At 72.8% G+C, this 25,482-nt stretch carries 21 protein-coding genes; 17 read left to right on the top strand and 4 right to left on the bottom strand.

From position 1 onward, the window contains the following. Positions 1-300 precede the first annotated feature (300 nt). Complete coding sequence (locus tag ACZ5OX_RS03265; RefSeq protein WP_074000911.1) at positions 301-690, top strand: DUF3040 domain-containing protein; 390 nt, start codon at positions 301-303, stop codon at positions 688-690. Between the two features lie 98 nt (positions 691-788). On the opposite strand, the gene ACZ5OX_RS03260 is transcribed toward ACZ5OX_RS03265, so the two are convergent. The 4 genes from ACZ5OX_RS03260 to ACZ5OX_RS03245 form a co-directional block, all read right to left on the bottom strand. Beyond that, positions 789-3,215, bottom strand: a complete 2,427-nt coding sequence (locus ACZ5OX_RS03260) for a transglutaminase TgpA family protein (protein WP_465628516.1) — start codon at positions 3,213-3,215, stop codon at positions 789-791. Continuing rightward, a complete protein-coding gene (locus ACZ5OX_RS03255; RefSeq protein WP_449789847.1) occupies positions 3,212-4,534 on the bottom strand; it encodes a DUF58 domain-containing protein in 1,323 nt (440 codons plus the stop codon). Before ACZ5OX_RS03255 ends, ACZ5OX_RS03260 begins: the two co-directional genes overlap by 4 nt. Before the next feature lies 1 nt (position 4,535). Next, on the bottom strand, positions 4,536-5,450 hold the full coding sequence (locus ACZ5OX_RS03250) for an AAA family ATPase (protein ID WP_465628888.1): 915 nt from the start codon (positions 5,448-5,450) through the stop codon (positions 4,536-4,538). A 398-nt stretch (positions 5,451-5,848) separates the two neighbouring features. Further along, the gene (locus ACZ5OX_RS03245) at positions 5,849-6,391 is read right to left on the bottom strand and encodes a beta-class carbonic anhydrase (RefSeq protein ID WP_449789846.1); all 543 of its coding nucleotides are present in this window, start codon (positions 6,389-6,391) and stop codon (positions 5,849-5,851) included. Between the two features lie 538 nt (positions 6,392-6,929). On the opposite strand from ACZ5OX_RS03245, the gene rsmH reads away from it, so the two are divergent. The 16 genes from rsmH (at position 6,930) to ACZ5OX_RS03165 (ending at position 25,480) form a co-directional block, all read left to right on the top strand. Continuing rightward, on the top strand, positions 6,930-7,904 hold the full coding sequence (gene rsmH, locus ACZ5OX_RS03240; protein ID WP_465628514.1) for a 16S rRNA (cytosine(1402)-N(4))-methyltransferase RsmH: 975 nt from the start codon (positions 6,930-6,932) through the stop codon (positions 7,902-7,904). A gap of 157 nt (positions 7,905-8,061) precedes the next feature. Continuing rightward, positions 8,062-8,589 (top strand): cell division protein FtsL, encoded by a 528-nt coding sequence (ftsL, locus tag ACZ5OX_RS03235; RefSeq protein ID WP_465628512.1) that lies wholly within the window; start codon positions 8,062-8,064, stop codon positions 8,587-8,589. After that, entirely contained in the window at positions 8,586-10,805 is a 2,220-nt protein-coding gene (locus tag ACZ5OX_RS03230) for a peptidoglycan D,D-transpeptidase FtsI family protein (protein WP_465628510.1), read from the top strand. Before ftsL ends, ACZ5OX_RS03230 begins: the two co-directional genes overlap by 4 nt. A 94-nt stretch (positions 10,806-10,899) precedes the next feature. Then, on the top strand, positions 10,900-12,465 hold the full coding sequence (locus ACZ5OX_RS03225; RefSeq protein ID WP_465628508.1) for a UDP-N-acetylmuramoyl-L-alanyl-D-glutamate--2,6-diaminopimelate ligase: 1,566 nt from the start codon (positions 10,900-10,902) through the stop codon (positions 12,463-12,465). Then, positions 12,462-13,865 (top strand): UDP-N-acetylmuramoyl-tripeptide--D-alanyl-D-alanine ligase, encoded by a 1,404-nt coding sequence (locus ACZ5OX_RS03220; protein WP_449789841.1) that lies wholly within the window; start codon positions 12,462-12,464, stop codon positions 13,863-13,865. Before ACZ5OX_RS03225 ends, ACZ5OX_RS03220 begins: the two co-directional genes overlap by 4 nt. After that, the gene (mraY, locus tag ACZ5OX_RS03215; RefSeq protein WP_355249882.1) at positions 13,865-14,926 is read left to right on the top strand and encodes a phospho-N-acetylmuramoyl-pentapeptide-transferase; all 1,062 of its coding nucleotides are present in this window, start codon (positions 13,865-13,867) and stop codon (positions 14,924-14,926) included. Before ACZ5OX_RS03220 ends, mraY begins: the two co-directional genes overlap by 1 nt. Then, positions 14,923-16,356, top strand: a complete 1,434-nt coding sequence (gene murD, locus ACZ5OX_RS03210; RefSeq protein ID WP_392869327.1) for a UDP-N-acetylmuramoyl-L-alanine--D-glutamate ligase — start codon at positions 14,923-14,925, stop codon at positions 16,354-16,356. Before mraY ends, murD begins: the two co-directional genes overlap by 4 nt. Before the next feature lie 103 nt (positions 16,357-16,459). Then, complete coding sequence (ftsW, locus tag ACZ5OX_RS03205) at positions 16,460-17,773, top strand: putative lipid II flippase FtsW (protein ID WP_465628506.1); 1,314 nt, start codon at positions 16,460-16,462, stop codon at positions 17,771-17,773. Positions 17,774-17,779: 6 nt separating this feature from the next. Further along, the gene (gene murG / locus ACZ5OX_RS03200; protein WP_392869323.1) at positions 17,780-18,886 is read left to right on the top strand and encodes an undecaprenyldiphospho-muramoylpentapeptide beta-N-acetylglucosaminyltransferase; all 1,107 of its coding nucleotides are present in this window, start codon (positions 17,780-17,782) and stop codon (positions 18,884-18,886) included. Next, positions 18,879-19,655, top strand: a complete 777-nt coding sequence (locus ACZ5OX_RS03195) for a cell division protein FtsQ/DivIB (RefSeq protein WP_465628504.1) — start codon at positions 18,879-18,881, stop codon at positions 19,653-19,655. Before murG ends, ACZ5OX_RS03195 begins: the two co-directional genes overlap by 8 nt. A 363-nt stretch (positions 19,656-20,018) precedes the next feature. Beyond that, on the top strand, positions 20,019-21,251 hold the full coding sequence (gene ftsZ, locus ACZ5OX_RS03190) for a cell division protein FtsZ (protein WP_465628502.1): 1,233 nt from the start codon (positions 20,019-20,021) through the stop codon (positions 21,249-21,251). Beyond that, on the top strand, positions 21,248-21,979 hold the full coding sequence (gene pgeF / locus ACZ5OX_RS03185) for a peptidoglycan editing factor PgeF (RefSeq protein WP_465628500.1): 732 nt from the start codon (positions 21,248-21,250) through the stop codon (positions 21,977-21,979). Before ftsZ ends, pgeF begins: the two co-directional genes overlap by 4 nt. After that, positions 21,979-22,767 carry a YggS family pyridoxal phosphate-dependent enzyme gene (locus tag ACZ5OX_RS03180; protein WP_465628499.1) on the top strand — a complete coding sequence of 263 codons (789 nt, stop codon included), beginning with the start codon at positions 21,979-21,981 and terminating at the stop codon, positions 22,765-22,767. Before pgeF ends, ACZ5OX_RS03180 begins: the two co-directional genes overlap by 1 nt. Positions 22,768-23,075: 308 nt before the next feature. Beyond that, a complete protein-coding gene (locus ACZ5OX_RS03175; RefSeq protein ID WP_224276937.1) occupies positions 23,076-23,693 on the top strand; it encodes a cell division protein SepF in 618 nt (205 codons plus the stop codon). Positions 23,694-23,792: 99 nt separating this feature from the next. Then, entirely contained in the window at positions 23,793-24,074 is a 282-nt protein-coding gene (locus ACZ5OX_RS03170) for a YggT family protein (RefSeq protein ID WP_030060143.1), read from the top strand. Positions 24,075-24,133: 59 nt separating this feature from the next. Further along, positions 24,134-25,480 (top strand): DivIVA domain-containing protein, encoded by a 1,347-nt coding sequence (locus tag ACZ5OX_RS03165; RefSeq protein WP_449789836.1) that lies wholly within the window; start codon positions 24,134-24,136, stop codon positions 25,478-25,480. Positions 25,481-25,482: the final 2 nt, after the last annotated feature.

Raw genomic sequence — 25,482 nt, 5'->3', positions numbered from 1 at the left:
CGGGACGATTCCATCCGATCGGGCACTTGTCCGGGGCGTGGTGCGTTGACACCGGTGCGGCCGTCCCCGCACGAAGTGGCCCGTCCCACGCGGCGCCGACCACTCCGTAACGGGCCCACGGACCGTATGATCTGGGTAAAGCCGGAAAGCATGACAGCCGGACGCGTGGGGCATATGGACGACACGGGCCGGGTCCCCCGCACGGGCGTCCGACCGTGTGCCCCAAGGCTGATTGGACTTGCCTCCCCGACCGGGGTGGGCGGACCGGTCGCACCCGCGACCGACGAGTAGGAGGACTCCGTGCCGCTCTCGGAGCACGAGCAGCGACTGCTCGACCAGATGGAGCGAGCGCTGTATGCCGAAGATCCCAAATTCGCGTCTGCGCTTGAGGGAACCGGGCTGCGCACCTACACCCGTCGGCGGGTCTACCTGGCCGTCGCCGGCTTCGTGGTGGGCATCGGCCTGCTGATGGGCGGCATGGTCGTGCCGGACCAGATCTGGGTCAGCGTCGTGGGCTTCCTGGTGATGCTCGGGTGTGCGGTGTTCGCCGTGACCGGCTGGCGCCGTGGGCCCGCCGGCCAGGGGGCCGGGGCCCGCCCGGCCGCCGCCCCGCGCCGCAAGGCCGGGATGATGGACCGGGTGGAGCAGCGCTGGCAGCGCCGCCGGGACGAGCAGACCGGGGGCTTCTGAGCCGCCGGGCCGATACGTGTGAAGCCGGGGCGGGCAGTCGATCGACTGCCCGCCCCGGCTTCGTGTCCGGACCCTCGTACCGGGACCGGACGCCGGAGTCAGGACTTCGGAGTGGACCGCTCGCGCCGGGCGCGCACCCGCCGCGCCGGCGCGGAGAGCGTCTCGACCATCCGCTCGACCGCGGTGCCGACCGCCGTCCGGGCCGCCCGCCCCGCGTCGGAGATCCGCCACCACAGCTGCGCCGAGGACGGCGGCAGCAGCAGCGCCCGGGTCCGCCCGGCCCGCCCGGCCGTCGCCAGCATCCCCCGCCGGACGGTGCGGACGTCGGCGGCCAACGGCTCCGTGGCGGCCTGCCCGGGTGGGGCGTAGAGCACCCGCTCGGTGGCCAGTGCCAGCCGTCCGGTGGCCGCCGCCGAGTCCGCGTCCAGCTTCGCCTTCTCGGTGATCCGGCGTGCCGCCGAGCGCGGGGTGCGTGACTCGTCCGGGGGAATTCCGAGGTCCCAGGCGGAGTCGATCAGCTCGTCCCAGGCGGCCAGCACCTGGGCGTCGGTCAGCTCCGCCGGTCCGCCGCCGGGCCCGCGCCGCCCGCCGCCGCCCAGCCGGCGGCGGCGCAGGGCGGTGCGCCAGAGCATCGGGACGAGCAGCAGGGCGATCAGCGCGAGCACCGCGGCCAGGGTGCCGAGCACCTGGCCGGAGAGCAGCCAGGACTCCTCGGCGGCCGTGGAGAGGGCCTTGTCCTTGGTGCCGCACTCGCCCAGCTGGCGCTGCTTGGGGGTGCAGTCCGAGCTGGAGGTCGGCGCCGGGGCGGCCGACGCGGTCTGCGGGGCGGCGGTCGCCTGCTGGGTCGGCGCGGTGGTCGGGGCGCTGGACGTGTCGGTGTAGCGGGCCGGGACGCCGCGGCTCGGGGTCGGCTCGAAGCGCAGCCAGCCGTAGCCCGCGAAGTACAGCTCCGGCCAGGCGTGGTACATCCGGCCGGTCACCGAGTAGTTGTCGCCGCCCTTGCTGTCGCCGGGGGTGAAGCCCACGGCCACCCGGGCCGGGATCTTGAGGACCCGGGCCATCGCCGCCATGGTGGAGGCGAAGTGCACGCAGAAGCCCCGGCGGTTCTGCAGGAAGACGGCGATCGCGTTGTTGCCGGTGCCGCCGTTGACCGCGGTGTCGTACTCGAAGTCCGGCCCGGTGAACCAGTTGACCAGTGCCGTCGCCCGGTCGTAGTCGTTCCGCGCGCCGGCGGTGACGGACTTGGCCTTCTCGGCGACCACCGGCGGCAGGTCGGCCGGGACGGCGGTGTAGTGCTCCCTGATGTCGGACGGCGCGGAGGCCGCGAGGCGCAGCTCGGTGGCGGTGGGCCGCAGGTCCAGGGCGCTGACGTGGTACTCCAGGCCGCGGATCGCCTTGTCGTTGGTCGGCAGGACGGTGCGGGTCAGCGGGTCGAGTTTCCAGTCGCCGCGGTTGGGGACCTGGACGGTGGCGGCCGGGTAGGGCATCGGCAGCCAGCTGCCCGTCAGCCGTTCCTTGACCTTGAAGTCGCCCTCGATCCGCGGGACCTGGGCGTTGCGCAGGCCCTCGGGGGTGGGCAGGGTCGCCGGGAGGTCGGTGACCGCGGTGCTGCCGAGCTTCCAGTTGGTGCCGTCGAACTGGTCGAGCGAGCCGGTCCGCAGGTAGATCTGGTCGGCCAGCGGGCTGTCCATGGTGTAGGTGAGCAGCTCCTCGTCGGTCGGCTTGGTGATCGCGGCCTCCAGGCTGACCAGCGGGTCGAGGCTGGTCGACAGGCTCCCGCCGCCGTGCTTGCCGCCCGATCCGCCGGAGCCGGAGTCCAGCAGTCCGGAGCTCCAGTTCGGCAGGACGACGGGCAGCAGCAGCGCCACCGCCAGGGCCAGCACGCCGACCTGGCGGCCGCCCGGGTTGACCCTGCCGGACTCCGTGGCGCCGCGCGCGCCGCCGTAGAACACCCGGCCCCAGCGGGAGACCCGGTCCTGGCCCTCGGCGAACAGCAGCAGCAGGTAGCCGGCCGCGGCGGCGGCGAACCAGACCCAGCTGCCGTGCTCCCCGGCCAGGCCGTTGCCGACCGAGTACAGCGCCAGCAGCGGCAGCCCGGCCAGCGCCGAGCGCCGGTAGGTCACCGCGACGGTGTCCACCGCGACGGCGATCAGACCGACCGCCGTGACCAGGATCAGCCGCAGTCCGGCGCTGGGCGGAGCCGGGATGGCGTACTGCTGGATGTCGTCCAGGCCGGCGCTGAAGACCTGGCCCAGCACCCGCATGGTGGCCGGTCCCGGCAGCACCCCGCCGGCGCCGGCGAAGCCGAGCAGCATCAGCAGGAGCAGCACCAGCAGCTGCCCGAGCGGCACCGTCCAGCGGTACAGCGGGGCGCGGCGCAGGCCCGCGCCGACCGCGGCGATCACGGCGACCACCAGGAAGGCGTGGGTGAGCCAGCTGCGGGTGGTGAGCAGCGGCATCATGCACAGCGAGGCGAGGGCGGTGGCCAGCGCCGAGTACGCGGTCAGTTTGGCCCGGGTGGTCACGCGCCGGCCTCTTCTCGGTAGGGGGCGGTCGTCCTGCTGCCGTCGGCGGCCCGCCACAGGTCCGGTACGGAGTCCCCGGCACGCACCGGGAGGACCGTCCAGCCGGACTCCCGCAGCTGTCGGACCCTGGCCTCGAAGTCGTCGCCGCCGGTGTGCGGGGCGAGCATCCGCAGGCCGGCCCAGGTGCCGGTGTCCAGGAGGAAGGCGATCGCCCCGCCGGCCCGGCTGCGCAGCCGGCCCAGCCGGGTGGCCTGGGCCTCGTCCAGCTCGCCGAGGACGGCGACCAGCAGGCCCTCGCCGCCGGCCCGCAGCGGGTCCTCGGCGCGGGAGAGGGTGCCGCCGTCGGACAGGTCGGCGACCGCGAGGGCGTCCAGGACCAGCCCTGAGGTGTCGGCGGTGCTGTGGCTTCCGCCCGCGCCCGGCCCGGGCACGGACTGCCCGGTGTCGGTGAGCAGCCGGGTCTGGTAGCCGCGCTCCAGCAGGTGCACGGCGACGGAGGCGGCGCAGCCGATCGCCCACTCGAAGGAGGAGGCGGGGCCGCTGCCCCGGTGGGCGATCTCCCGGGTGTCCAGCACGACGGTGGCCCGGGCCTGCTGGGGCTGCTCCTCGCGGCGCACCATCAGCTCGCCGTACCGGGCGGTGGAGCGCCAGTGCACCCGGCGCAGGTCGTCGCCGGGCCGGTACTCGCGCAGGATCACGTCGTCGTCGCCGGCCAGCGCCAGGGTGCGGCTGTGGCTCTCGCCCTGGCCGATCCACTCGCCGCTGAGCCGTACCGACGGCAGGGCCTGGACCTGGGGGACGACGGTGAGGACGTCGGAGGCGGTGAAGGCGCGGGTCACCTCGCACATCCCGAACGGGTCGGACAGCCGCAGCTGCAGCGGCCCGAGCGGATAGCGGCCGCGCAGGTCGGAGCGGACCCGGTAGGAGACCTCGCGGTGGCCGCGCGGCTCGACCCGGTCCAGCACGAAGCGCGGGCGCGGCCCGAGCACGTAAGGGACCTTGTCCTCCAGCAGCAGCACGCCGGTGGGCACCCGGGAGACGTTGTCGACCCGCAGGTGGACCCGGGCCTCCTGGCCGGCGACCGCCCGGCGCGGGCTGAGCCGGCGTCCGCTGGCCACCCGGTAGCGGGTGTTGGCGACCACCACCACGGCGGCCAGCGGCAGCGCGGCGAGCAGCACGCCGACGCGCAGCAGGGCGTCCTGGTCGAGCAGGTACGCGCAGACCACCGCGGTGACCCCGGCGGCGAGGAAGGACCGCCCCCGGGTGGTGAGACCGCGGAGCCCGGCCCGCAGTCCCGATGCCGAGTCGGACTGGGCCACCTCAGCCCCTCCGGACGGCCGGGCCGCCCTGCGGGCGCGGCAGCGGCAGCCGGGAGACCAGGTCGGCCACGATCTGCTCGGAGGTGCGGCGGCTGAGCTGGGTCTCGGCGGTCGGCATCAGACGGTGCGCCAGGACCGGGACGGCGAGGCGCTGGATGTCGTCCGGGGTGACGTAGTCGCGCCCGTCCAGCGCGGCGGCGGCGCGTGCGGCCCGGACCAGGTGCAGGGTGGCGCGGGGCGAGGCGCCCAGGCGCAGCTCGGGGCTGGTGCGGGTGGCGCCGACCAGGTCGACGGCGTAGCGGCGGACCGGGTCGGCGATGTGCACACTGCGGACCAGGTCGATCAGCTTGAGGATGTCGGAGGCGTGCGCGACCGGCTGGAGGTCCTCCAGCGGGCTGGCGCCGGCGTGCACGTCCAGCATCGCGAGCTCGGCCTCGGGGCTGGGGTAGCCGATCGAGATCCGGGCCATGAAGCGGTCGCGCTGGGCCTCCGGCAGCGGGTAGGTGCCCTCCATCTCGACCGGGTTCTGGGTGGCCACGACCATGAACGGCGAGGGCAGTTCGTAGCTGGTGCCGTCGATGGTGACCTGGCGCTCCTCCATGGACTCCAGCAGCGCGGACTGGGTCTTGGGCGAGGCGCGGTTGATCTCGTCGCCGACCACGACCTGGGCGAAGATCGCGCCCGGGCGGAACTCGAAGTCGTGCCGCTGCTGGTCGTAGATGTTGGTGCCGGTGACGTCCGACGGCAGCAGGTCGGGCGTGAACTGGATGCGGCGCACGGTGCAGTCGAGCGAGCGGGCGAGCGCCTTGGCCAGCATGGTCTTGCCGACGCCGGGCACGTCCTCCAGCAGCAGGTGGCCCTCGGCGAGCAGGACGGTCAGGGCGATCCGGACGGCCTCCGGCTTGCCCTCGATCACGCTCTCGACGTTGGCCCGGACGCGGTCGACGACCGCGGCGAGCTCGGGGAGCCCGACCTGCCGGTACCCGTTCGCCCTCTGCTTCTCGTCCCCCGCAGGACTGCCGAGACCGGCCTGGTCGTTGTAGCTCGTCACCCGTTTACGCTCCCTGGCACCCTGTGCCCGCCCCGTCCCGAGGCCGGACCCCACCCCATGCTTGACGCGGCCGTCCCGGGGGCGGTTCCGCACGAGGGATCCGGCGCCGGGAAGGCGGCCTGCGGCCTGGCCGCCCCAGGTGGTTCGGGGTCCGACCGGCAGGCGCATTCTCCCTTGCGGGACGGCCGGAAGTCACCATTCGGGGACGCCCGAATGCCCGGGCGCCCGGACGTCGTCGGCCGGGCCGGGCCGGGCGGAGCGGGTCAGTCGATCTCGCGCAGCAGGCCGGTGTGGACGTCGAAGACGAAGCCGCGGACGTCGTCGGTGTGGAGCAGGAAGGGAGAGGTGCGGACGCGCTGCATGGACTGGCGGACGTCGCCGTCCAGGTCGACGAAGGCCTCCACCGCCCACTGGGGGCGCTGGCCGACCTCCAGTTCCAGCTCGCGGCGGAAGTCCTCGGTGAGTCCGAGCAGGCCGCAGCCGGTGTGGTGGATCAGCGCGATCGAGCGGGTGCCGAGGGCGCGCTGGCTGATGGTCAGGGACCGGATGGTGTCGTCGGTGACGACGCCGCCGGCGTTGCGGATGACGTGCGCGTCGCCCAGTTCGAGGCCGAGCGCCGCGAACAGGTCGAGGCGGGCGTCCATGCAGGCGACCACGGCGATCTTCTGGACCGGACGGGCGTCCATGCCGCCGTCCTGGAAGGTCACCGCGTAGCTGCGGTTGGCCGTGACGAAGCGGTCGATGACGGTGGGTCCGGCAGGGGCGGCAGCGGCGTTCGGCGAGGGCCGGTCAGGTGTCACTGTCATGGTGGCGACGTTAGTGCGGATCGGGCCCGCGCGGTGGGGAGAGTGGCGACAGAACCCGGCGCTGTGATCGAGCGCATAGCCACAACCGGAGGGTTTGTCCCGGCTGGTCCCACAGTGCCCGCACGCGGTGGCGGACAGGGGGCGCGCGCCCGCCGCCGAAGGCCCCCAGTCCGCACCGCCGCCGGGCCGCCCCGACGGCTGCGACCTGCGGTGATCCGTACCGCCGCCCGGGTGGTGCGCCGGAGCGGGCCATTGACTGGCAGGACCCGCGCGATAGAGTTTGCGGCGCAGTGGAGCACACCCGCCGGGGCCCGTCAACGGGGTCCTCCCGGCCGGTGCGGCCCGTTCGACGCGGCCCGTGGCCTCCTCCCGCTCCGTGACCACCTGGCGCACCTTCCCCGGCGCCGGGCGGTCACGATCTTCCCCTCGAGCGGGCGGGGACCACGGGCCGCTTCGTCGTGCCGGGGCGCGGTGGGCGAGAATGGTCGCAGCTCCCGGACGTCGGGCTGCTCCGCACCGAGGAAGGGCGCCACCGCGCATGACCACCAACGAACCGGGCCCCAAGCACGTTCCGGTGATGCTCCAGCGGTGCATGGACGCGCTGGCCCCGGCGATCTCCCGCCCCGGTGCCGTCGTGGTGGACGCCACCCTCGGCCTCGGCGGGCACAGCGAGGCGCTGCTCACCCAGTTCCCCGACGTGCGGCTGGTCGCGGTGGACCGCGACCCGGTGGCGCTGAAGCTGTCCGGCGAGCGGCTGGCCCCGTTCGGCGACCGGGCCACCCTGGTGCACGCCGTCTACGACGAGATCCCCGAGGTGCTGGAGCGCCTGGGCATCGACCGGGTGGACGGCGTCCTGTTCGACCTCGGCGTCTCCTCGATGCAGCTGGACGAGGCGGAGCGCGGCTTCGCGTACGCGCAGGACGCGCCGCTGGACATGCGGATGGACCAGACCCGGGGGATCAGCGCCGCGGAGGTGCTGAACACCTACAGCCACGGCGCCCTGGCCCGGATCCTCAAGGTGTACGGCGAGGAGCGGTTCGCCGGGAAGATCGCCTCGGTGATCCTGCGGGAGCGGGAGAAGGAACCGTTCAGCAACAGCGCGCGTCTGGTCGAGTTGGTGCGCAACGCCATCCCGGCGGCGACCCGCAGGACCGGCGGGAACCCGGCCAAGCGGACGTTCCAGGCGCTGCGGATCGAGGTCAACGGCGAGCTGGAGGTCCTGGACCGGGCCATCCCCGGCGCGCTGGACGCCCTCGCGGTCGGCGGCCGGATCGTCGTGATGTCCTACCAGTCGCTGGAGGACCGGCTGGTCAAGCAGTACTTCGCCGCCGGTGCGACCAGCACCGCCCCGCCGGGGCTGCCGTTCATCCCGGAGGAGCACCAGCCCTGGCTCAAGTTGATCACTCGCGGTGCCGAGCTGGCCACCGAGGAGGAGATCGAGGAGAACCGGCGCGCCGCGCCCGTACGGCTGCGGGTGGCGGAGAGGATCAGGGACCGAAGCAAGCGGGGCTGACGAACCGGCCCCGGCGGGGTCCGAAGGGCGGAGGAAAGCAGTGGGGCCGGTGGCCGGTGAGGTCCGGGCGGGGCGGGGTGGACTCCCCGGGCAGGGCAGGGCGCGGATCACGGTCCGGCCGGGCAGGCGTCCGGTACGGCGGCGTACGCCGTTCGCGGTGCTCATCGTGGTGCTGCTGGCGGCCGGGCTGCTCGGCCTGCTCGCGTTGAACACCGCGCTCAACGAGGGCTCCTTCGAGCTGTCCCGGCTGCAGAAGCAGACCACCGCGGCGACCGACGAGCAGCAGAGCCTCCAGCACGAGATCGACAAGAACTCGGCCCCGGACGCGCTGGCCAGGCGCGCCGCCGAGCTGGGCCTGGTCCCGGCCGGCGGGATGGCCTTCCTGGACGTCCCGAACGGCGGCAAGGTGGTCGGCACCCCCGGCGCTGCGCAGGACAGCCCGCCGGTCAAGCGCTCCACGGCCGAGCCGTGGCCGACCAGGGCCCAGTCCGGCGCGGCCCAGCCCGCCGCCGGGCCCTCGCCGGCCGCGCCGCCACCGGGCGGGGCCCCGTCGCCGGCCGCCCCGCCGCCGGCCGCCCCGCCGCCCACGCCGACCCCGGCGGCCTCCGCCGGTGACTCGGTGATCCAGCTCAACCCGGTCCAGCCCACCGCGGCCGCGAAGCCGAGCGGGGGTGCCGGCCGATGACTCCTCCACGTCAGCCCTCCGGTTCCGGATCCGGCAGCGGCAACGGCCGCCGTCCGGTCCCCCGGGGCAGCGCGCAGTCCGCCTCCGGCCGCAGTCAGCCCGCCAAGGGCCAGCCCGCCCGGGGTCAGTCGGCCAAGGCCCAGCCCGCGAAGCCGCAGCCCGCGAAGGCCCAGCCCGCCCGCAGCCAGTCGGCCAAGGCCCAGCCCGCCAAGTCGGCGTCCGTCGGCCGTACCCCGCGGGCGCCCCAGCAGCGCCGCCCCGAGGGCCGCCCGCCGGCCCGCAGCCAGGCCGCGGTGCGCCCGAAGGGCCGTCCGCCGCTGCGCCCCAAGGCGCTCAAGCTGGCCGAGCCGAAGCGCCGGCTACGGGCGATCACCGTGGTGCTGTCGCTGGTGTTCTCCGTCTTCGCGGGCCGCCTGGTGCAGCTCCAGCTGGTGGACGCCGACGCGCTGGCCGCCGACGCCAACACCAACCGCTACCTGAACATCCCGATCACCGCCGAGCGCGGCGCGATAACGTCCTCCGACGGGGTCGCCCTGGCGGCCACCGTGGACGCGTACGACATCACCGCCGACCCGGCGATGTTCACCCCGGAGGCGACCGGCATCCCGGACGCGCCGGAGCAGGCGGCCGCGCTGCTGTCGCCGATCCTCGGCGTGCCCAAGGAGAAGATCGCCGCCGACCTGCACACCCCCAAGAGCCGCTACAAGCGCCTCGCGGCCCAGCAGACCCCGGCCGCCAAGAAGCAGATCAGCGACCTCAAGTCGGGCCTGGAGAAGCAGGCAGGATCGCGGGCCTGCCAGGCCCAGAAGAAGCTGCTCGGCAAGCCCGCCGACCAGGGCGGGCGCACCCGGGTCGACAACGAGTGCGCCAACCCGCTGGCCGGGGTGTTCAACCGGGAGACCCAGAAGCGGATCTACCCGGCGGACGGCCTGGCCGCCAACCTGGTCGGCTTCGTCAACGCCGAGGGCGAGGGCGCCGGCGGCCTGGAACTCCAGTACCAGAAGCTGCTGGCCGGCAAGGACGGCCACAGCAGCTACGCCCAGTCGGGCGGGCGGCTGGTGCCGACCGCCGGAGGCTCGATGGAGCCGGCCGTGTCGGGCAGCGACGTGAAGCTGACCGTCAACCGGGACATCCAGTGGGCCGCCCAGCGGGCGATCACCGACCAGGTGGCCAACTCCGGCGCGGAGAAGGGCTACGTGGTCGTCCAGGACGTGAAGACCGGCCAGGTCCTCGCGATGGCCACCGCGCCCGGCTTCAACCCGAACGACCTGAGCCTGTCCAAGCAGGCCCAGCTGGGCAACCCCGCCCTGGGCGACGCGTACGAGCCGGGCAGCACCGCCAAGCTGATGAGCATGGCCGCCGTGCTGGACTCCGGCAAGGCCACCTGGGACACCAAGGTCACCGTGCCCAACCGGCTGGTCCGCGCCGGGCAGCAGTTCAAGGACGACGTCGACCACGACACCTGGTACCTGACCCTGGCCGGGGTGCTGGCCAAGTCCTCCAACATCGGCACCATCGAGGCGGTCGAGACCCTCGGCGACGGCGACCAGCTGAAGGCCAACCAGGCCCTCGACGGCTACATGCGCAAGTTCGGCGTGGCCGCGCCGACCGGCCTGGGCTTCCCCGGGGAGACCCCCGGGATGCTCAAGAAGCCGGAGGACCTGGTCGCCTCGGAGAAGTACAACATCTCCTTCGGCCAGGGCCCGATGCAGATGAACGCGCTGCAGGCCACCTCGGTCTACTCGACCATCGCCAACGGCGGGGTGCGGGTCGCGCCCAGCATCGTCCAGGGCGTCACCGACCCGGACGGCACGTACAAGCCGAGCGCGCCGGGGGAGCAGACCAGGGTGGTCAGCCCGGAGACGGCCAAGACCCTCACCTCGATGCTGGAGTCGGTCGTCGACGACGAGCAGGGCACCGGCGGCAAGGCCGCCATCCCCGGCTACCGGGTCGCGGGCAAGACCGGAACCGCCAACCGGGGCGCCGCCAACGGCGTCGGCTACGACGGCTACACCGCCTCCTTCATCGGCTTCGCCCCCGCCGACGCCCCCCGGTACACCGTCTCCTGCACCCTCCAGGGCCCGGTCAACGGCCACTTCGGCGGCCAGCTCTGCGGCCCGGTGTTCAAGCAGGTGATGGAGTTCACCCTGAAGACCATGCAGGTCCCGCCGAGCGGCAGCCAGGCGCCCAACCTCACCGTCGACTGGAAGCCGTGAGCGAGCGATGAGCAACGAACGGACGGGGCCGGAGCACGGCGCGGCGGAGGGCCGGTTTGGCCCTGGACACCCTTCGGCGGATAGCCTTCCCGCCGTGCCGAAACCCGATCAAACCACCGTGAGTCCGCCCCGCCCGACCGGGACCACCGCCCTTCCGCTCGCCGAGCTGGCCGCCGAACTGGGCCTCGCGCCCGTCGAGGGCGGCGCCGTCAGCGGCGTCACCCACGACTCCCGCGCGGTCCGGCCGGGCGACGTGTACGTGGCCTTCCCGGGCGCCAACCACCACGGCGCGGCCTTCGCCGCCAAGGCCGCCCAGGCCGGCGCGGTGGCGGTGCTCACCGACCCGGCAGGCGCCGAGATCGCGGCCGCCACCGGCCTGCCGCTGCTGGTCGTCGACCGGCCGCGGGCCGTCATGGGCGAGCTGGCCGCGATCGTCTACGGCCGCCCCTCCGGGCGGCTGCTGATGATCGGGCTGACCGGCACCAACGGCAAGACCACCACCTCCTACCTGGTCGAGGGCGGTCTGCGCGGCGCCGGGCGCAGCCCGGGCGTCATCGGCACCGTCGAGATGCGGGTCGGCGAGGAGCGGATCAAGAGCGAGCGCACCACCCCCGAGGCCACCGACCTGCACGCGATCCTCGGCGTGATGGCCGAGCGCGGCGCCGACGCGGTGACCATGGAGGTCTCCAGCCACGCCCTGGTCTTCGGCCGCACCGACGGGGTGGCGTACGACGTCGCGCTGTTCAACAACCTGACCCCCGAGCACCTCGACTTCCACCCGGACATGGAGGACTACTTCCAGGCGAAGGCCCGGCTCTTCCAGCCCGGCAAGTCCCGCCACGGCGTGGTCAACCTGGACGACGAGTACGGCCGCCGGCTCGCCGCCGAGGCCAAGATCCCGGTGACCACCTTCTCGGCCACCGGCGCCGCCGAGGCCGACTGGCGGGCCGTGGACGTCCGGCTGGGGCCGGTCGGCTCCACCTTCCGGGTGCTGGGCCCGGACGGCGCCGAGGCCGAGGCCTCCGTCCCGCTGCCCGGCCCGTTCAACGTCGCCAACGCGCTCGCCGCGATCACCACGCTGGTCGCCGCCGGGCTGCCGCTGGACCGGGCCGTGGCCGGCGTCGCCGCCGTCCCCGGCGTCCCGGGCCGGCTGGAGCGGGTGGACGCCGGACAGCCGTTCGTCGCCGTCGTCGACTACGCGCACAAGCCGGACGCCCTCAAGGCCGTCCTCGCCTCGCTGCGCGAGGTCACCGAGGGCCGGCTGCACGTCGTGGTCGGCTGCGGCGGCGACCGTGACCCGCACAAGCGCGGCCCGATGGGCGCCATCGCCGCCCGTCTCGCCGACACCGCCCTGCTGACCAGCGACAACCCGCGCAGCGAGGACCCGCTGGCGATCCTCGCCAGCATGCTGACCGGCGCCGCCACGGTGCCCGAGGCCGAGCGCGGCGCCGTCCTGGTCGTCCCCGACCGGGCCGAGGCGATCGGGCTCGCCGTCGCCCGCGCCCAGGCGGGGGACACCGTGCTGGTGGCCGGCAAGGGCCACGAGCTCGGCCAGTACGTACGAGACGAGATCCGCCCCTTCGACGACCGGGAGGTGCTGCGCGAATCCATCGCGCGGACCACGGCCGCACGGGGCGACCGAGGAGTAGAGCAGCAGTGATCGCACTGACCCTCGCCGAGGTGGCCGCCGCCGTCGGAGGCACGCTGGACGGCGCCGACCCGGACGCCCTGGTCACCGGCCCGGTCGAGGTCGACTCGCGGAAGGTGGGCCCGGGCGGCCTGTTCGTGGCCTTCGTCGGCGAGAACGTGGACGGCCACGACTACGCGGCCAAGGCGGTCGAGGACGGCGCCGTCGCGGTGCTGGCCTCCCGCCCGGTCGGCGTGCCCGCCGTCCTGGTGGACAGTGTGGTGGAGGCGCTCGGCAGGCTGGCCCGCACGGTGGTCGCCCGCGCCGAGGGCACCGCCGTGGTCGCGCTGACCGGCTCGGCCGGCAAGACCAGCACCAAGGACCTGATCGCCCAGCTGCTCCAGCGCCGCGGCCAGACCGTCTTCCCGCCCGGCTCGCTCAACAACGAGATCGGCCACCCGATGACCGCGCTGCGGGTCGAGGCCGGCACCCGGCACCTGGTCATGGAGATGGGCGCCCGGCACAAGGGCGACATCGAGTACCTCACCTCGATCACCCCGCCCCGGATCGGCCTGGTCCTCAACGTCGGCACCGCCCACGTCGGCGAGTTCGGCTCCCAGGAGGCGATCGCCGAGGCCAAGGGCGAACTGGTCGAGTCGCTGCCCGCCGACGGCACCGCGATCCTCAACGCGGACGACCGGCTGGTGCGCGCGATGGCCTCCCGTACCAGGGCGAAGGTCGTCCTGTTCGGGGAATCCCCGGACGCCCACGTACGGGCCACCGACGTTCGCCTGGACGCCACCGGGCGGCCATCGTTCACGCTCACCACCCCGGCCGGTTCCGCGCCCGTGCAGCTGCGCCTGTACGGTGAGCACCACGTCTCGAACGCCCTCGCCGCCGCCGCGGTGGCGGTGGAGCTCGGGATGTCCGTCGACGACACCGCGGCAGCCCTGGGCGAAGCGGGTGCGCTGTCCCGCTGGCGCATGGAGGTCGTCGACCGGGCCGATGGTGTCACCATCGTGAACGACGCCTACAACGCGAACCCCGACTCGATGCGGGCCGCGCTGCGGGCGCTCGTCTCGATGGGGGGCCGGGGCCCGGAGCGCCGCCGCACCTGGGCGGTGCTCGGCGAGATGCGGGAGCTCGGCGAGGAGAGCCTGGCCGAGCACGACGCCATCGGGCGGCTCGCCGTCCGGCTGGACGTCACCAAGCTGGTGGCGGTCGGCGGACGCGAGGCGGCCTGCATGGAACTCGGCGCGAGGAACGAAGGTTCGTGGGGTGAGGAGTCGGTGCTGGTGTCCGACGCGGACGCGGCGGTCGAGCTGCTGCGCAGTCAGCTTCGGCCGGGGGATGTGGTCCTGGTGAAGGCTTCCCGTTCGGTGGGGCTGGAGAAGGTGGCCGAGGCCCTCCTGGCGGACGGTGTGGCCGAATAATGAAGCAGATCCTTTTCTCCGGGATGATCGGTCTCATCCTGTCGCTGCTCGGCACCCCCGCCCTGATCAAGCTGCTCGCGAAGCACGGCTACGGCCAGTACATCCGTGACGACGGCCCGAAGGCGCACCACAGCAAGAAGGGCACGCCCACCATGGGCGGCATCGCCTTCATCCTGGCGACCCTGATCGCGTACTTCGCCACGAAGGCGATAACGGGCGAGAGCCCGACCGCCTCCGGGCTGCTGGTGCTCTTCCTGACCGCGGGCCTCGGCCTGGTCGGCTTCCTGGACGACTACATCAAGGTGGTCAAGCGCCGCTCGCTGGGCCTGCGGGCCAAGGCGAAGCTGGCCGGCCAGTCGATCGTCGGCCTCGGGTTCGCCGTCCTGGCGATGCAGTTCCCGGACGACCGCGGGCTCAACCCGGCGTCCCAGAGCCTGTCCTTCGTCCGGGACTTCAAGTGGGCGATCGGCCCCGTCCTGTTCGTCATCTTCGCGTACTTCATGATCGCCGCGATGTCGAACGGCGTGAACCTGACGGACGGTCTGGACGGCCTCGCCACCGGTGCCTCGGTGATGGTCTTCGGCGCCTACACCTTCATCGGCATCTGGGAGCACACCCAGAGCTGCGCCTACGCCATCACCGCGACCGCCAACTGCTACGACATCCGCGACCCGCTGGACCTCGCCGTCGTGGCCTCCGCCCTGATGGGCTCCTGCTTCGGCTTCCTGTGGTGGAACACCTCGCCCGCCAAGATCTTCATGGGTGACACCGGCTCGCTCGCCCTCGGCGGCGCCCTGGCCGGTCTGGCGATCTGCTCCCGCACCGAGCTGCTGCTCGCCCTGCTCGGCGGCCTCTACGTGATCATCACCCTCTCGGTGATCATCCAGGTCGGCTCCTTCCGGATGACCGGCAAGCGCGTCTTCAAGATGGCGCCACTGCAGCACCACTTCGAACTCAAGGGCTGGACCGAGGTCCTGATCGTCGTCCGGTTCTGGATCATCCAGGGCCTGTGCGTCGCGGTCGGCCTCGGCCTGTTCTACGCGGGATGGGTGACCGGATGACCAACCCCGACTTCCAGGGCCTGCCGGTCGTCGTGGCCGGGCTCGGCGTCTCGGGCATCAGCGCCGCGCGCGTCCTGCACGGCCTCGGCTCCCGGGTCACCGTGGTGGACGGCGGCAGCGGGCCCGGCCTGGCCGCCCGGGCCGCCGAGCTGGAGGCGCTGGGCGTCACCGTGCGGCTCGGCGACGGCGCGAGCCTGCCCGAGGGCACCGAGCTGATCGTCACCTCGCCCGGCTGGGCGCCGGACAGCCCGCTGTTCGCCGCCGCCGAGGCGGCCGGGGTGCCGGTCTGGGGCGACGTCGAGCTGGCCTGGCGGCTGCGCAAGCCGCTGCCCGGCACCGGCGAGCCCGCCCCCTGGCTGGCCGTCACCGGCACCAACGGCAAGACCACCACCGTCCAGATGCTCGCCTCGATCCTCACCGCCGCCGGCAAGCGCACCGCCGCGGTCGGCAACGTCGGGGTCTCGGTGCTGGACGCGGTGCTCGCCGAGGAGCCCTACGACGTACTCGCGGTCGAGCTCTCCAGCTACCAGCTGCACTGGGCGCCCTCGCTGCGCCCGTACTCGGCGGCGGTGCTCAACCTGGCGCCCGACCACCTCGACTGGCACGGCTCGATGGAGGCGTACGCCGCCGACAAGGGCCGGATCTACGAGGGCAACGTGGTCGCCTGCGTGTACAACCTGGCCGACCCGGCCACCGAGGCGCTGGTCCGCGAGGCCGACGTCGAGGAGGGCTGCCGGGCGATCGGCTTCGGCCTCGGCGCGCCCGGCCCGTCGAACTTCGGCGTGGTGGACGGGTTGCTGGTGGACCGCGCCTTCGTCGAGGACCGGGCCAAGAACGCGGCCGAGCTGGGCGCCGTCGCCGACGTGCACCCGCCGGCGCCCCACAACATCGCCAACGCGCTCGCCGCGGCGGCGCTGGCCCGGGCGTACGGCGTCGAGCCGAAGGCCGTCCGGGAGGGCCTGCGCGCCTTCCGCCCGGACGCCCACCGGATCGCCGAGGTCGGTACGGTCCGCGAGGTCACGTACATCGACGACTCCAAGGCCACCAACACCCACGCGGCGGCCGCCTCGCTGGCCGCCTACCGGCCGATCGTCTGGATCGCCGGGGGCCTGGCCAAGGGCGCGACCTTCGACGACCTGGTGCAGGGCGCGGCCGAGCGGCTGCGCGCGGTGGTGCTGATCGGCCAGGACCGGGCGGTGATCCGCGAGGCACTGGAACGACACGCTCCGGATGTGCCGGTGATCGAGGCGGCCGAGGGCCAGACTGGCGCGGTGGCGATGGCCGAGGTCGTTCGAACGGCCGCGTCGCTCGCCCGATCGGGTGACACGGTGCTGCTGGCACCGGCCTGCGCCTCGATGGACATGTTCACCAACTACGGCGAGCGCGGCGACCTCTTCGCGGCGGCCGTCCGGGAGCTGGCGGGCGAGTAGGCGGGCCGGCGCGGAGCGTCGGACGGAAGAGAGTGAGCGGGGAGCGGTGGCGGGGCAGGGCAGAGCGGATTCCGGCGTCGTGAAGCGGGATGCCGCCGAGCCGATGAGAGTGATCTCCGCCACCACGACCAAGTACAAGTCGGCCGGTCCACTGGCCCGCGTCCAGGCCCTCCGGGCCCGGGTGCGGTACTGGCTGGACCGGCCGCTCACCCCGTACCTGCTGATCGTCGGCAGCACCCTGCTGCTGGTCGTGCTCGGCCTGATGATGGTCTTCTCGGCCTCGCAGATCCTCGCCCTGAACCAGCACCACACGGCGCAGTACTACTTCCTCAAGCAGCTGATCGCGGCCATCCTCGGCCTGGTCCTGCTGATCGGCTTCGCCTCCGTCCCGCTGGCGGTGCTGCGGGTGATCGTCTACCCGGTGATGATCGGGGTGATCGGCGCCCTCACCCTGGTCGCCATCCCCGGCATCGGGGTGCGGATCAACGGCAACCAGAACTGGCTGGACTTCGGCTTCTTCCAGTTCCAGCCCTCGGAGTTCGCCAAGCTCGCGCTGGTGCTCTGGGGCGCCGACCTGCTCGCCCGCAAGCAGAAGGCCGGCACCCTCACCTCCTGGAAGCACCTGCTGGTGCCGCTGGTGCCGGGAGCCCTGCTGCTGCTCGCGCTGATCATGTTCGGCGGCGACATGGGCACCTCGATGATCCTGGTGGCCATGGTGTTCGCGCTGCTCTGGATGGTCGGCGCGCCGATGCGGCTGTTCGTGGCCACCCTCGGGGTGGCGGTGGTGGTCTGCACCGCCCTGGTGGTCACCGTGCCGCACCGGGCGGAGCGGCTGAGCTGCATCGGCGTCACCAAGATCGACCCGGAGGGCGCCTGCTTCCAGGCCCTGCACGGCGCCTTCGCGTTCGCCAACGGCGGCGGCTTCGGCACCGGCCTCGGCGCCGGCGTGGAGAAATGGGGCCAGCTGCCCGAGGCGCACACCGACTTCATCTTCGCCGCGACCGGCGAGGAACTCGGTCTGGTGGGGACGCTGTCGGTCCTCGGCCTCTTCGCGGCACTAGGCTACGCGGGTATCCGTGTGGCCATCGGCACGAAGGACCCCTTCGTCAGGTACGCCGCGGGAGCCGCCACCACCTGGATCATGGCGCAGGCCATGATCAACCTGGGGTCGGCACTGGGACTGCTGCCCATCGCGGGCGTCCCGCTCCCGCTGTTCTCCTACGGCGGTTCCGCCATGCTGTCGGCCATGTCCGCGATCGGAGTGCTGCTGTGCCTGGCGCGCAGTTCCTCCGGCGCGAAGGCGGCCCTGGCCGCCCGGACCAAGAACTCCCGGATCAGGAGACAACTGGCCCGGGTGCTGCCACGACGACGAACCACAGCGCGCCCGGCCCCGGGGCCGGCACGCAGGGAGCGGTGAATTTCGGTGCATGTCGTACTCGCCGGCGGGGGGACCGCCGGTCACATCGAGCCGGCCATGGCCCTCGCGGATGCCCTCCGCAGGCACGACCCGTCCGTCGGGATCACCGCCCTGGGCACCGAGCGCGGACTGGAGACCCGGCTGGTACCCGAGCGCGGCTACCAGCTGGAGCTCATCCCGGCCGTCCCGCTGCCCCGCAAGCCCACCCCGGAGCTGATCACCGTCCCCGGCCGGCTGCGCGGCACCGTCCGGGCCGCCCAGGAGATCATCGAGCGGGTCAACGCGGACGCCGTGGTCGGCTTCGGCGGCTACGTCGCGATGCCCGCCTACCTGGCCGCCAAGCGGGCCGGCGTGCCGATCGTGGTGCACGAGGCGAACGCCCGCCCTGGCCTGGCCAACAAGATCGGCGCCCGCTACAGCGACTTCGTGGCGGTCTCCACGCCGGACAGCAAGCTGCGCGACTCCCGGTACATCGGCATCCCGCTGCGCCGGACCATCGCCACCCTGGACCGCGGCGCCGCCCGCCCCGAGGCCCGCCAGTACTTCGGCCTCGACCAGCGGCTGCCCACGCTGCTGGTCTCCGGCGGCTCCCAGGGCGCGCGCCGGCTCAACGAGACGATCACCGCGATCGCCCCGCGGCTCCAGCAGTACGGCGTGCAGATCCTGCACGCGGTCGGCCCCAAGAACGAGCTGCCGCAGGTGGCGGACGTCCCCGGGATGCCGCCGTACCGCCCGGTTCCGTACCTGGACCGGATGGACCTCGCCTACGCGGCCGCCGACATGATGCTCTGCCGGGCCGGCGCCATGACGGTGGCCGAGCTGGCGGCCGTCGGCCTGCCCGCCGCCTTCGTCCCGCTGCCGATCGGCAACGGCGAGCAGCGGCTGAACGCCCAGCCGATGGTCAAGGCCGGCGGCGGTCTGCTGGTGGACGACGCCGAGCTGACCCCGGACTGGGTGCTGCAGAACGTGCTGCCGGTGCTCACCGACCCGCAGCGGCTGTGGGACATGAGCCGGGCGGCCGCCGAGTTCGGTCGCCGGGACGCCGACGACCTGCTGGTCGGCATGGTCTACGAGGCGATCCAGGCCCACCGCGGCGGCCGCCGCCGTGGCTGACGGCCGGCTCGCCGACCCGTTGGAGGAGGAGCTGGAGGAGGAGGAGTCCGCTCCCCGCCTCCGGCTCTCCCGGCGGGGCATCGTGGTGCTGGGCGCGCTCGGCGCCGCGGTGTCCGGCGTGCTGGCCTGGCTGGTGTTCTTCTCCTCGGTCCTGGACGTGCGCGACGTCGCCGTCCAGGGGACGAGCGACGGCAAGCTGACGGCGGACCAGGTCCGCGCGACGATCGGCGGGCTCGGCGACGGCCCGCTGGCGCGCGTGGACCTGGACGACGTCCGCCACCGGGTGGAGGCGATCCCCCGGGTGGCCGGTGCCGAGGTGTGGCGGGGCTGGCCGCACACCCTGCGGGTGAAGGTCGTCGAACGCAAGGCGGTGGCCGCGGTCAAGGGGGATGACGGCCAGTTCACCCAGGTGGATGCCGGGGGCGTGAGCTTCGCCACCGAACCGGCCCCGCCGGAGGGCCTTCCCGTGGTCGAGCTGCGGCTCAGTCAGCAGGCGAACGACGCGGACGGGGTGATCTCCCGTCCGCAGTTGGTGCAGGGCGCGGTGGCGGTGGCCGCCGGGCTGCCGCCGGAGGTCGCCAAGCGGGCAGGATCGGTGCTGGTGCACTCGTACGACGACATCGAGTTGCAGCTCAGCGGGGGTGCGACGGTGCGCTGGGGGAGTCCGGAGCAGATCGACCGCAAGGCCCGGGTCCTGGTCGCCCTGATGAAACAGAAGGGTACGAACTTCGACGTGACGGCGCCGGAGGCGCCGGCGGTGTCGGGATGATCCGGTAGGTTCTCTGCCTGAGGGTGGGGTTGACGCCTCGAAGTGTCGGCCCGACTCTTGGTGGTCACCCCCGGTTTCCTAAGCCGGCCGATGATCACATAGGCTCAAAAGAAAAAGGGAAGCTCGGCGTGTTCGTTGAAACACGTGCCTGGAGCCACCTAGTGTCCTGTGTCACCAGACTGTGTTTCCTGGTGATGTGACGGAGGCACAGAACTAACCCTAAAGGTCAAGTTTAGGGTTGGGGTCGGCGGTCGGCATTTCGGACATTCAGTCAGAAACCAGGCTCCCTACCCATCGACATCCGTCGGTACGGCCCCGCCCCGGGTCGGCCGACCCGGAAATTCGAGGCGAGAGGCCTTCGACGTGGCAGCACCGCAGAACTACCTCGCAGTCATCAAGGTCGTCGGAATCGGCGGCGGTGGTGTCAACGCCATCAACCGGATGATCGAGGTCGGTCTCAAGGGCGTCGAGTTCATCGCGATCAACACCGATGCGCAGGCCCTCCTGATGAGCGACGCCGACGTCAAGCTCGATGTGGGCCGTGAACTCACCCGGGGCCTCGGCGCCGGCGCCAACCCCGAGGTCGGCCGCAAGGCCGCCGAGGACCACCGCGAGGAGATCGAGGAGGTCCTCAAGGGGGCCGACATGGTCTTCGTGACCGCCGGTGAGGGCGGTGGCACGGGCACGGGCGGCGCTCCCGTCGTCGCCAACATCGCGCGCTCGCTGGGCGCCCTGACCATCGGCGTGGTCACCCGCCCGTTCACCTTCGAGGGCCGCCGCCGGGCCAACCAGGCCGAGGACGGCATCGCCGCCCTGCGCGAAGAGGTCGACACCCTCATCGTGATCCCCAACGACCGGCTGCTGTCCATTTCGGACCGCCAGGTCAGCGTGCTCGACGCTTTCCGCTCGGCCGACCAGGTCCTGCTCTCCGGTGTCCAGGGCATCACCGACCTGATCACCACCCCGGGTCTGATCAACCTCGACTTCGCCGACGTCAAGTCCGTCATGTCGGAGGCCGGTTCGGCGCTCATGGGCATCGGCTCGGCCCGCGGCGAGGACCGCGCCAAGGCCGCCGCCGTGATGGCGATCTCCTCGCCGCTGCTGGAGGCCTCGATCGACGGCGCCCGCGGCGTGCTGCTGTCCATCTCGGGCGGCTCCGACCTCGGTCTGTTCGAGATCAACGAGTCGGCCCAGCTGGTCAGCGAGGCGGCCCACCCCGAGGCGAACATCATCTTCGGTGCGGTCATCGACGACGCGCTCGGCGACGAGGTCCGGGTCACCGTCATCGCGGCCGGCTTCGACGGCGGGCAGCCGCCGGCGATCGTCCGCGACCCTGTGGTCAAGTCCACCACCCCGGAGCGCCCGGCCACCCCGCCGGCCGCCCCGGAGCGCCCGGCCGGCCGCCCGTACGGGAGCATCGGCTCGGTGACGTCCCGTTCGGAGGGCGAGTCCTCGACCTCCGGGTCGAGCCGGACCGCCGAGACCCAGGCCACCGCGACCGCCGCCGCCCCGGTGCCGCCGCAGGTGCAGCCGGCCCGGCAGCCGTTCGTGGAGAGCCCGGCCGAGGAGCTCGACGTCCCGGACTTCCTTAAGTGATCGATCACGCGATCCGCGCGGGTGCTCACTTCGCCTTCACCTCCCGGTGGGGCGGGGTGAGCACTTCGCCGTACGGGGAGCTCAACCTCGGCGGCGCCGTGGGGGACGACCCGCAGGCCGTGCGGGAGAACCGGGCGCTGGCCGCCCGGCGGCTGGGGCTCGACCCGGCCGACGTGGTGTGGATGAACCAGGTGCACGGCGCCGAGGTCGCCGTGGTGACCGAGCGCCAGCAGCTCGGACAGGCCCCGACGGTGGACGCGGTGGTCTCCGACCGGCCGCTCGCGCTGGCGGTGCTGACCGCCGACTGCACCCCGGTGCTGCTGGCCGATCCGGTGGCGGGCGTGGTGGGCGCGGCCCACGCGGGCCGGCCCGGGCTGGCGGCCGGGGTGGTGCCCGCGGCCGTCCGGGCGATGGTCGAACTGGGCGCGGAGCCCTCGCGGATCACCGCCGCCACCGGACCCGCGGTCTGCGGCCGCTGCTACGAGGTGCCGGCCGGGCTGCGCGACGAGGTCGCCGCGGTGGTGCCGGAGGCCTTCGCCGAGACCTCCTGGGGGACTCCGGCCCTGGACGTTCCGGAGGGAGTCGCGGCCCAGCTGGCCGCGGCGGGGGTCAACGAGCTGGTGCGGTCACCGGTCTGCACCCTCGAATCCGCCGATCACTACTCCTATCGCCGCGAGCAACGCACCGGCCGGCTCGCGAGCTACGTCTGGTTGGGCTCTGATCACTGATGACGAACGACATCTACGGACCGTTCCCGGGAAGCACCGAGTTCGTGGCGGCGCTGACGGAGGGCCAGCGGGCCCGGTACGAGGAACTCGGCACCAACCTCGAGGTGGTCGAGCGCCGGATCGCGGACGCGTGCGCGGCCGCCGGGCGCGCCCGGGACGAGGTCACCCTGGTCGTCGTCACCAAGACCTACCCCGCCGAGGACACCGCGCTGCTGGCCGGACTCGGTGTGACGGACGTCGCCGAGAACCGCGACCAGGACGCCGCTCCCAAGGCGGAGCAGTGCAGAAACCTTCCTCTTGACTGGCACTTCGTCGGCCAGCTGCAGACCAACAAGGTCCGCTCGGTCGTCCGGTACGCGAACCACGTGCACTCGGTGGACCGGCTCCGGCTGGTCGAGTCGCTCTCCGCGGCGGTGCTCAAGTCGGAGCGCCCGGAGCTGGGTTGCCTGGTGCAGGTGGCGCTGGACAAGGCGCACGGGGAGGGCGAGCACCGGGCCGGGGTCGCGCCGGAGGACGTCGCGCGACTGGCCGACGCCATCGCCGACACGCCCGGGCTGCGACTGGACGGTGTGATGACCGTCGCTCCGCTGGCCGGCCCGCTGGCCGGAGATCCGGCCTGCGCCTTCGAGCGACTGGCGGAAATCGCAACCGCCGTACGGGCGGACCATCCGGCTGCCACCATGGTCTCCGCAGGGATGAGCGGCGACCTTGAGCAGGCGATCGCGGCCGGAGCGACACATGTGCGCGTCGGAACGGCGGTACTCGGAGTGAGGTCACCCCTCAGGTAACGTCACCGGGTAAGTAGATCAGACAGCAGGACAAAATAGGACAGAATCTAGCAGCTCTTCGGAGTGCTAGCGAACCGTGGATCGCAGCTCCGCGGCCCCCGCTCCACGCATCTGACCGGCCGTCGGGCTGACACGCCGTCGTGGAGGGACCGCGGAATCCGCAGGCGGGGCCGTCACGAGCCCGGGCTGCCGGGACGGAGCGCCGGTCCGCACGGAGCGAGCGAAGCGGGCGACCGTCAGAAGGTGCGCGCGTCGCGAAGCTGCCGCCGAGCGTCAGCGAGGCGGCTATGAGCGGAGGAGACAGGAGCATGGCCGGCGCAATGCGCAAGATGGCGGTCTACCTCGGCCTCGTGGAGGACGAGACGTACGACGGCCAGGGGTACGACCCCGACGACGACTACGACGCGGATCCCGAACCGATCCGGACGGGCCAGCGGACCGAGGACATCCCCCGGCCGGCTCCGGCCCCCGCGGCCGCCGCGCCCGCCCCGGTCTCCTCGATCACCCCGCAGCCGGTGCCCGCGGCGGTGCCGATCCGGCAGGAGACCCCGAGGATGGCCCCCGTGTCGTCCATCACACCCGAACGCCGCCACAACCTGGAGAAGAGCGCACCGGTGATCATGCCCAAGGTCGTGAACGAACGAGAGCCCTACCGCATCACCACGCTGCACCCCCGAACCTACAACGAGGCCCGTACCATCGGGGAACAGTTCCGCGGCGGGACCCCTGTGATCATGAATCTGACCGAGATGGACGACACCGACGCGAAGCGACTCGTAGACTTCGCCGCTGGACTCGTCTTCGGTCTGCACGGCAGTATCGAGCGCGTGACACAGAAGGTGTTCCTGCTGTCGCCTGCTAACGTCGATGTCACGGCGGAGGACAAGGCTCGGATCGCCGAGGGTGGGTTCTTCAACCAGAGCTGACCCGGCCACGACTTTACGTGTGGATCTGATCAACAGTGGGTTAGCGACAGGTGACGAGCGGCAGGCCCGAGGGATCGGGACCGGGGAGAGGGAAACGCGATGGACATCGTGTGGGCGGTGCTCTACTACGCCCTGACCGTCTTCCTGGTGTTCCTGCTCGTACGACTGGTCATGGACTGGGTCTTCCAGTTCGCGCGTTCGTGGCGGCCCGGCAAGGCCATGGTCCTGGTCCTGGAGGCCACGTACACTGTCACGGATCCGCCGCTCAAGCTTCTTCGGCGGCTCATTCCGCCGTTGCGTTTCGGGGGCGTGGCGCTCGACCTGTCCTTCTTCGTACTGATGATCATTGTGTATGTCCTGATCTCGCTTGTGCACCCCTAGTCGTAGGTGAGCGATGCGACAGGATGCCGGTGTGCCGACGATCACGTTGAGGTGAAGAGATGCCATTGACCCCCGAGGACGTTCGGAACAAGCAGTTCACGACCGTCCGCCTGCGTGAAGGCTATGACGAGGACGAGGTCGATGCCTTCCTCGACGAGGTCGAGGCGGAGCTGACCCGCCTCCTCCGGGAGAACGAGGACCTGCGCGCCAAGCTGGCCGCCGCGACTCGTGCCGCCGCGCAGAACCAGGCCAACCTGCGCAAGGAGCCGCAGCAGGACGCCCCCCGACAGGGCGGCGCTCCGGTGCCCGCCGCCATATCCGGCCCGCCGGTCCCCGGCCAGCAGGGTCCGGGCGGCCCCCAGCAGATGGGCCCCGGTGGTCCGCAGCAGATGGGTCCGGGTGGTCCCCAGCAGATGGGCCCCGGCGGCCCCCAGCAGCAGATGGGCAACCAGCCCCTCGGCCTGCCCGCCGGCTCCGCCCCGCAGCTTCCCGCTGCCGGCGGCCCGCAGCAGCAGATGAACCAGACCATGGGCGGCCAGCAGCAGCTGGTCCAGCCGATGGGCGGTCAGATGCTCCAGCCCATGGGCGGCCCCGGTGGCCCGCAGCAGATGGGCAACCCGATGGGCCAGGGCATGGGCCAGCAGCAGATGCAGCCGATGGGTGGCCCCATGGGCGGCCCGCAGCAGATGGGCGGCCCGATGGGCGCCCCGATGCAGCAGCAGGGTCCCGGTGGCGACAGCGCCGCCCGCGTGCTGGCGCTCGCTCAGCAGACCGCCGACCAGGCGATCTCGGAGGCCCGTTCCGAGGCCAACAAGATCGTCGGCGAGGCGCGCAGCCGGGCCGAGGGCCTGGAGCGCGACGCCCGTGCCAAGGCCGACGCGCTGGAGCGGGACGCGCAGGAGAAGCACCGCGTCGCGATGGGTTCGCTGGAGTCGGCGCGGGCCACGCTGGAGCGCAAGGTCGAGGACCTGCGGGCGTTCGAGCGTGAGTACCGCACGCGTCTGAAGTCGTACCTGGAGACCCAGCTGCGCCAGCTGGAGTCGCAGGCCGACGACTCGCTCGCTCCGCCGCGGATCCCCGCCACCGCGTCGCTGCCGCCGGCGGCCTCGTCGATGGCTCCGGCCGGTGCCGGTGCGATGAGCAGCGGCGCGCCGAGCTTCGGTGGCAACCAGCCGTCCTTCGGGGGCAACTCGCCGTCCTTCGGTGGGAACAGCTCCTTCGGTGGCGGCTCCTCCGCGCCGAGCTTCGGCGGTCAGTCGACCGGTGGCAACAGCGGTGCTCCGCAGATGCAGCCGGCCGGGATGACCCAGCCGATGGCGGCCGTCCGTCCGCAGCCGCCGCAGCCGATGCAGCAGGCTCCGGCGCCGATGCGGGGCTTCCTGATCGACGAGGACGGCGACAACTGAGG

It is taken from the genome of Kitasatospora sp. NPDC032121 (assembly GCF_055580145.1).
Note: the sequence above shows the minus strand (reverse complement) of the source record. Positions and strands in the feature narration are given on the sequence as shown.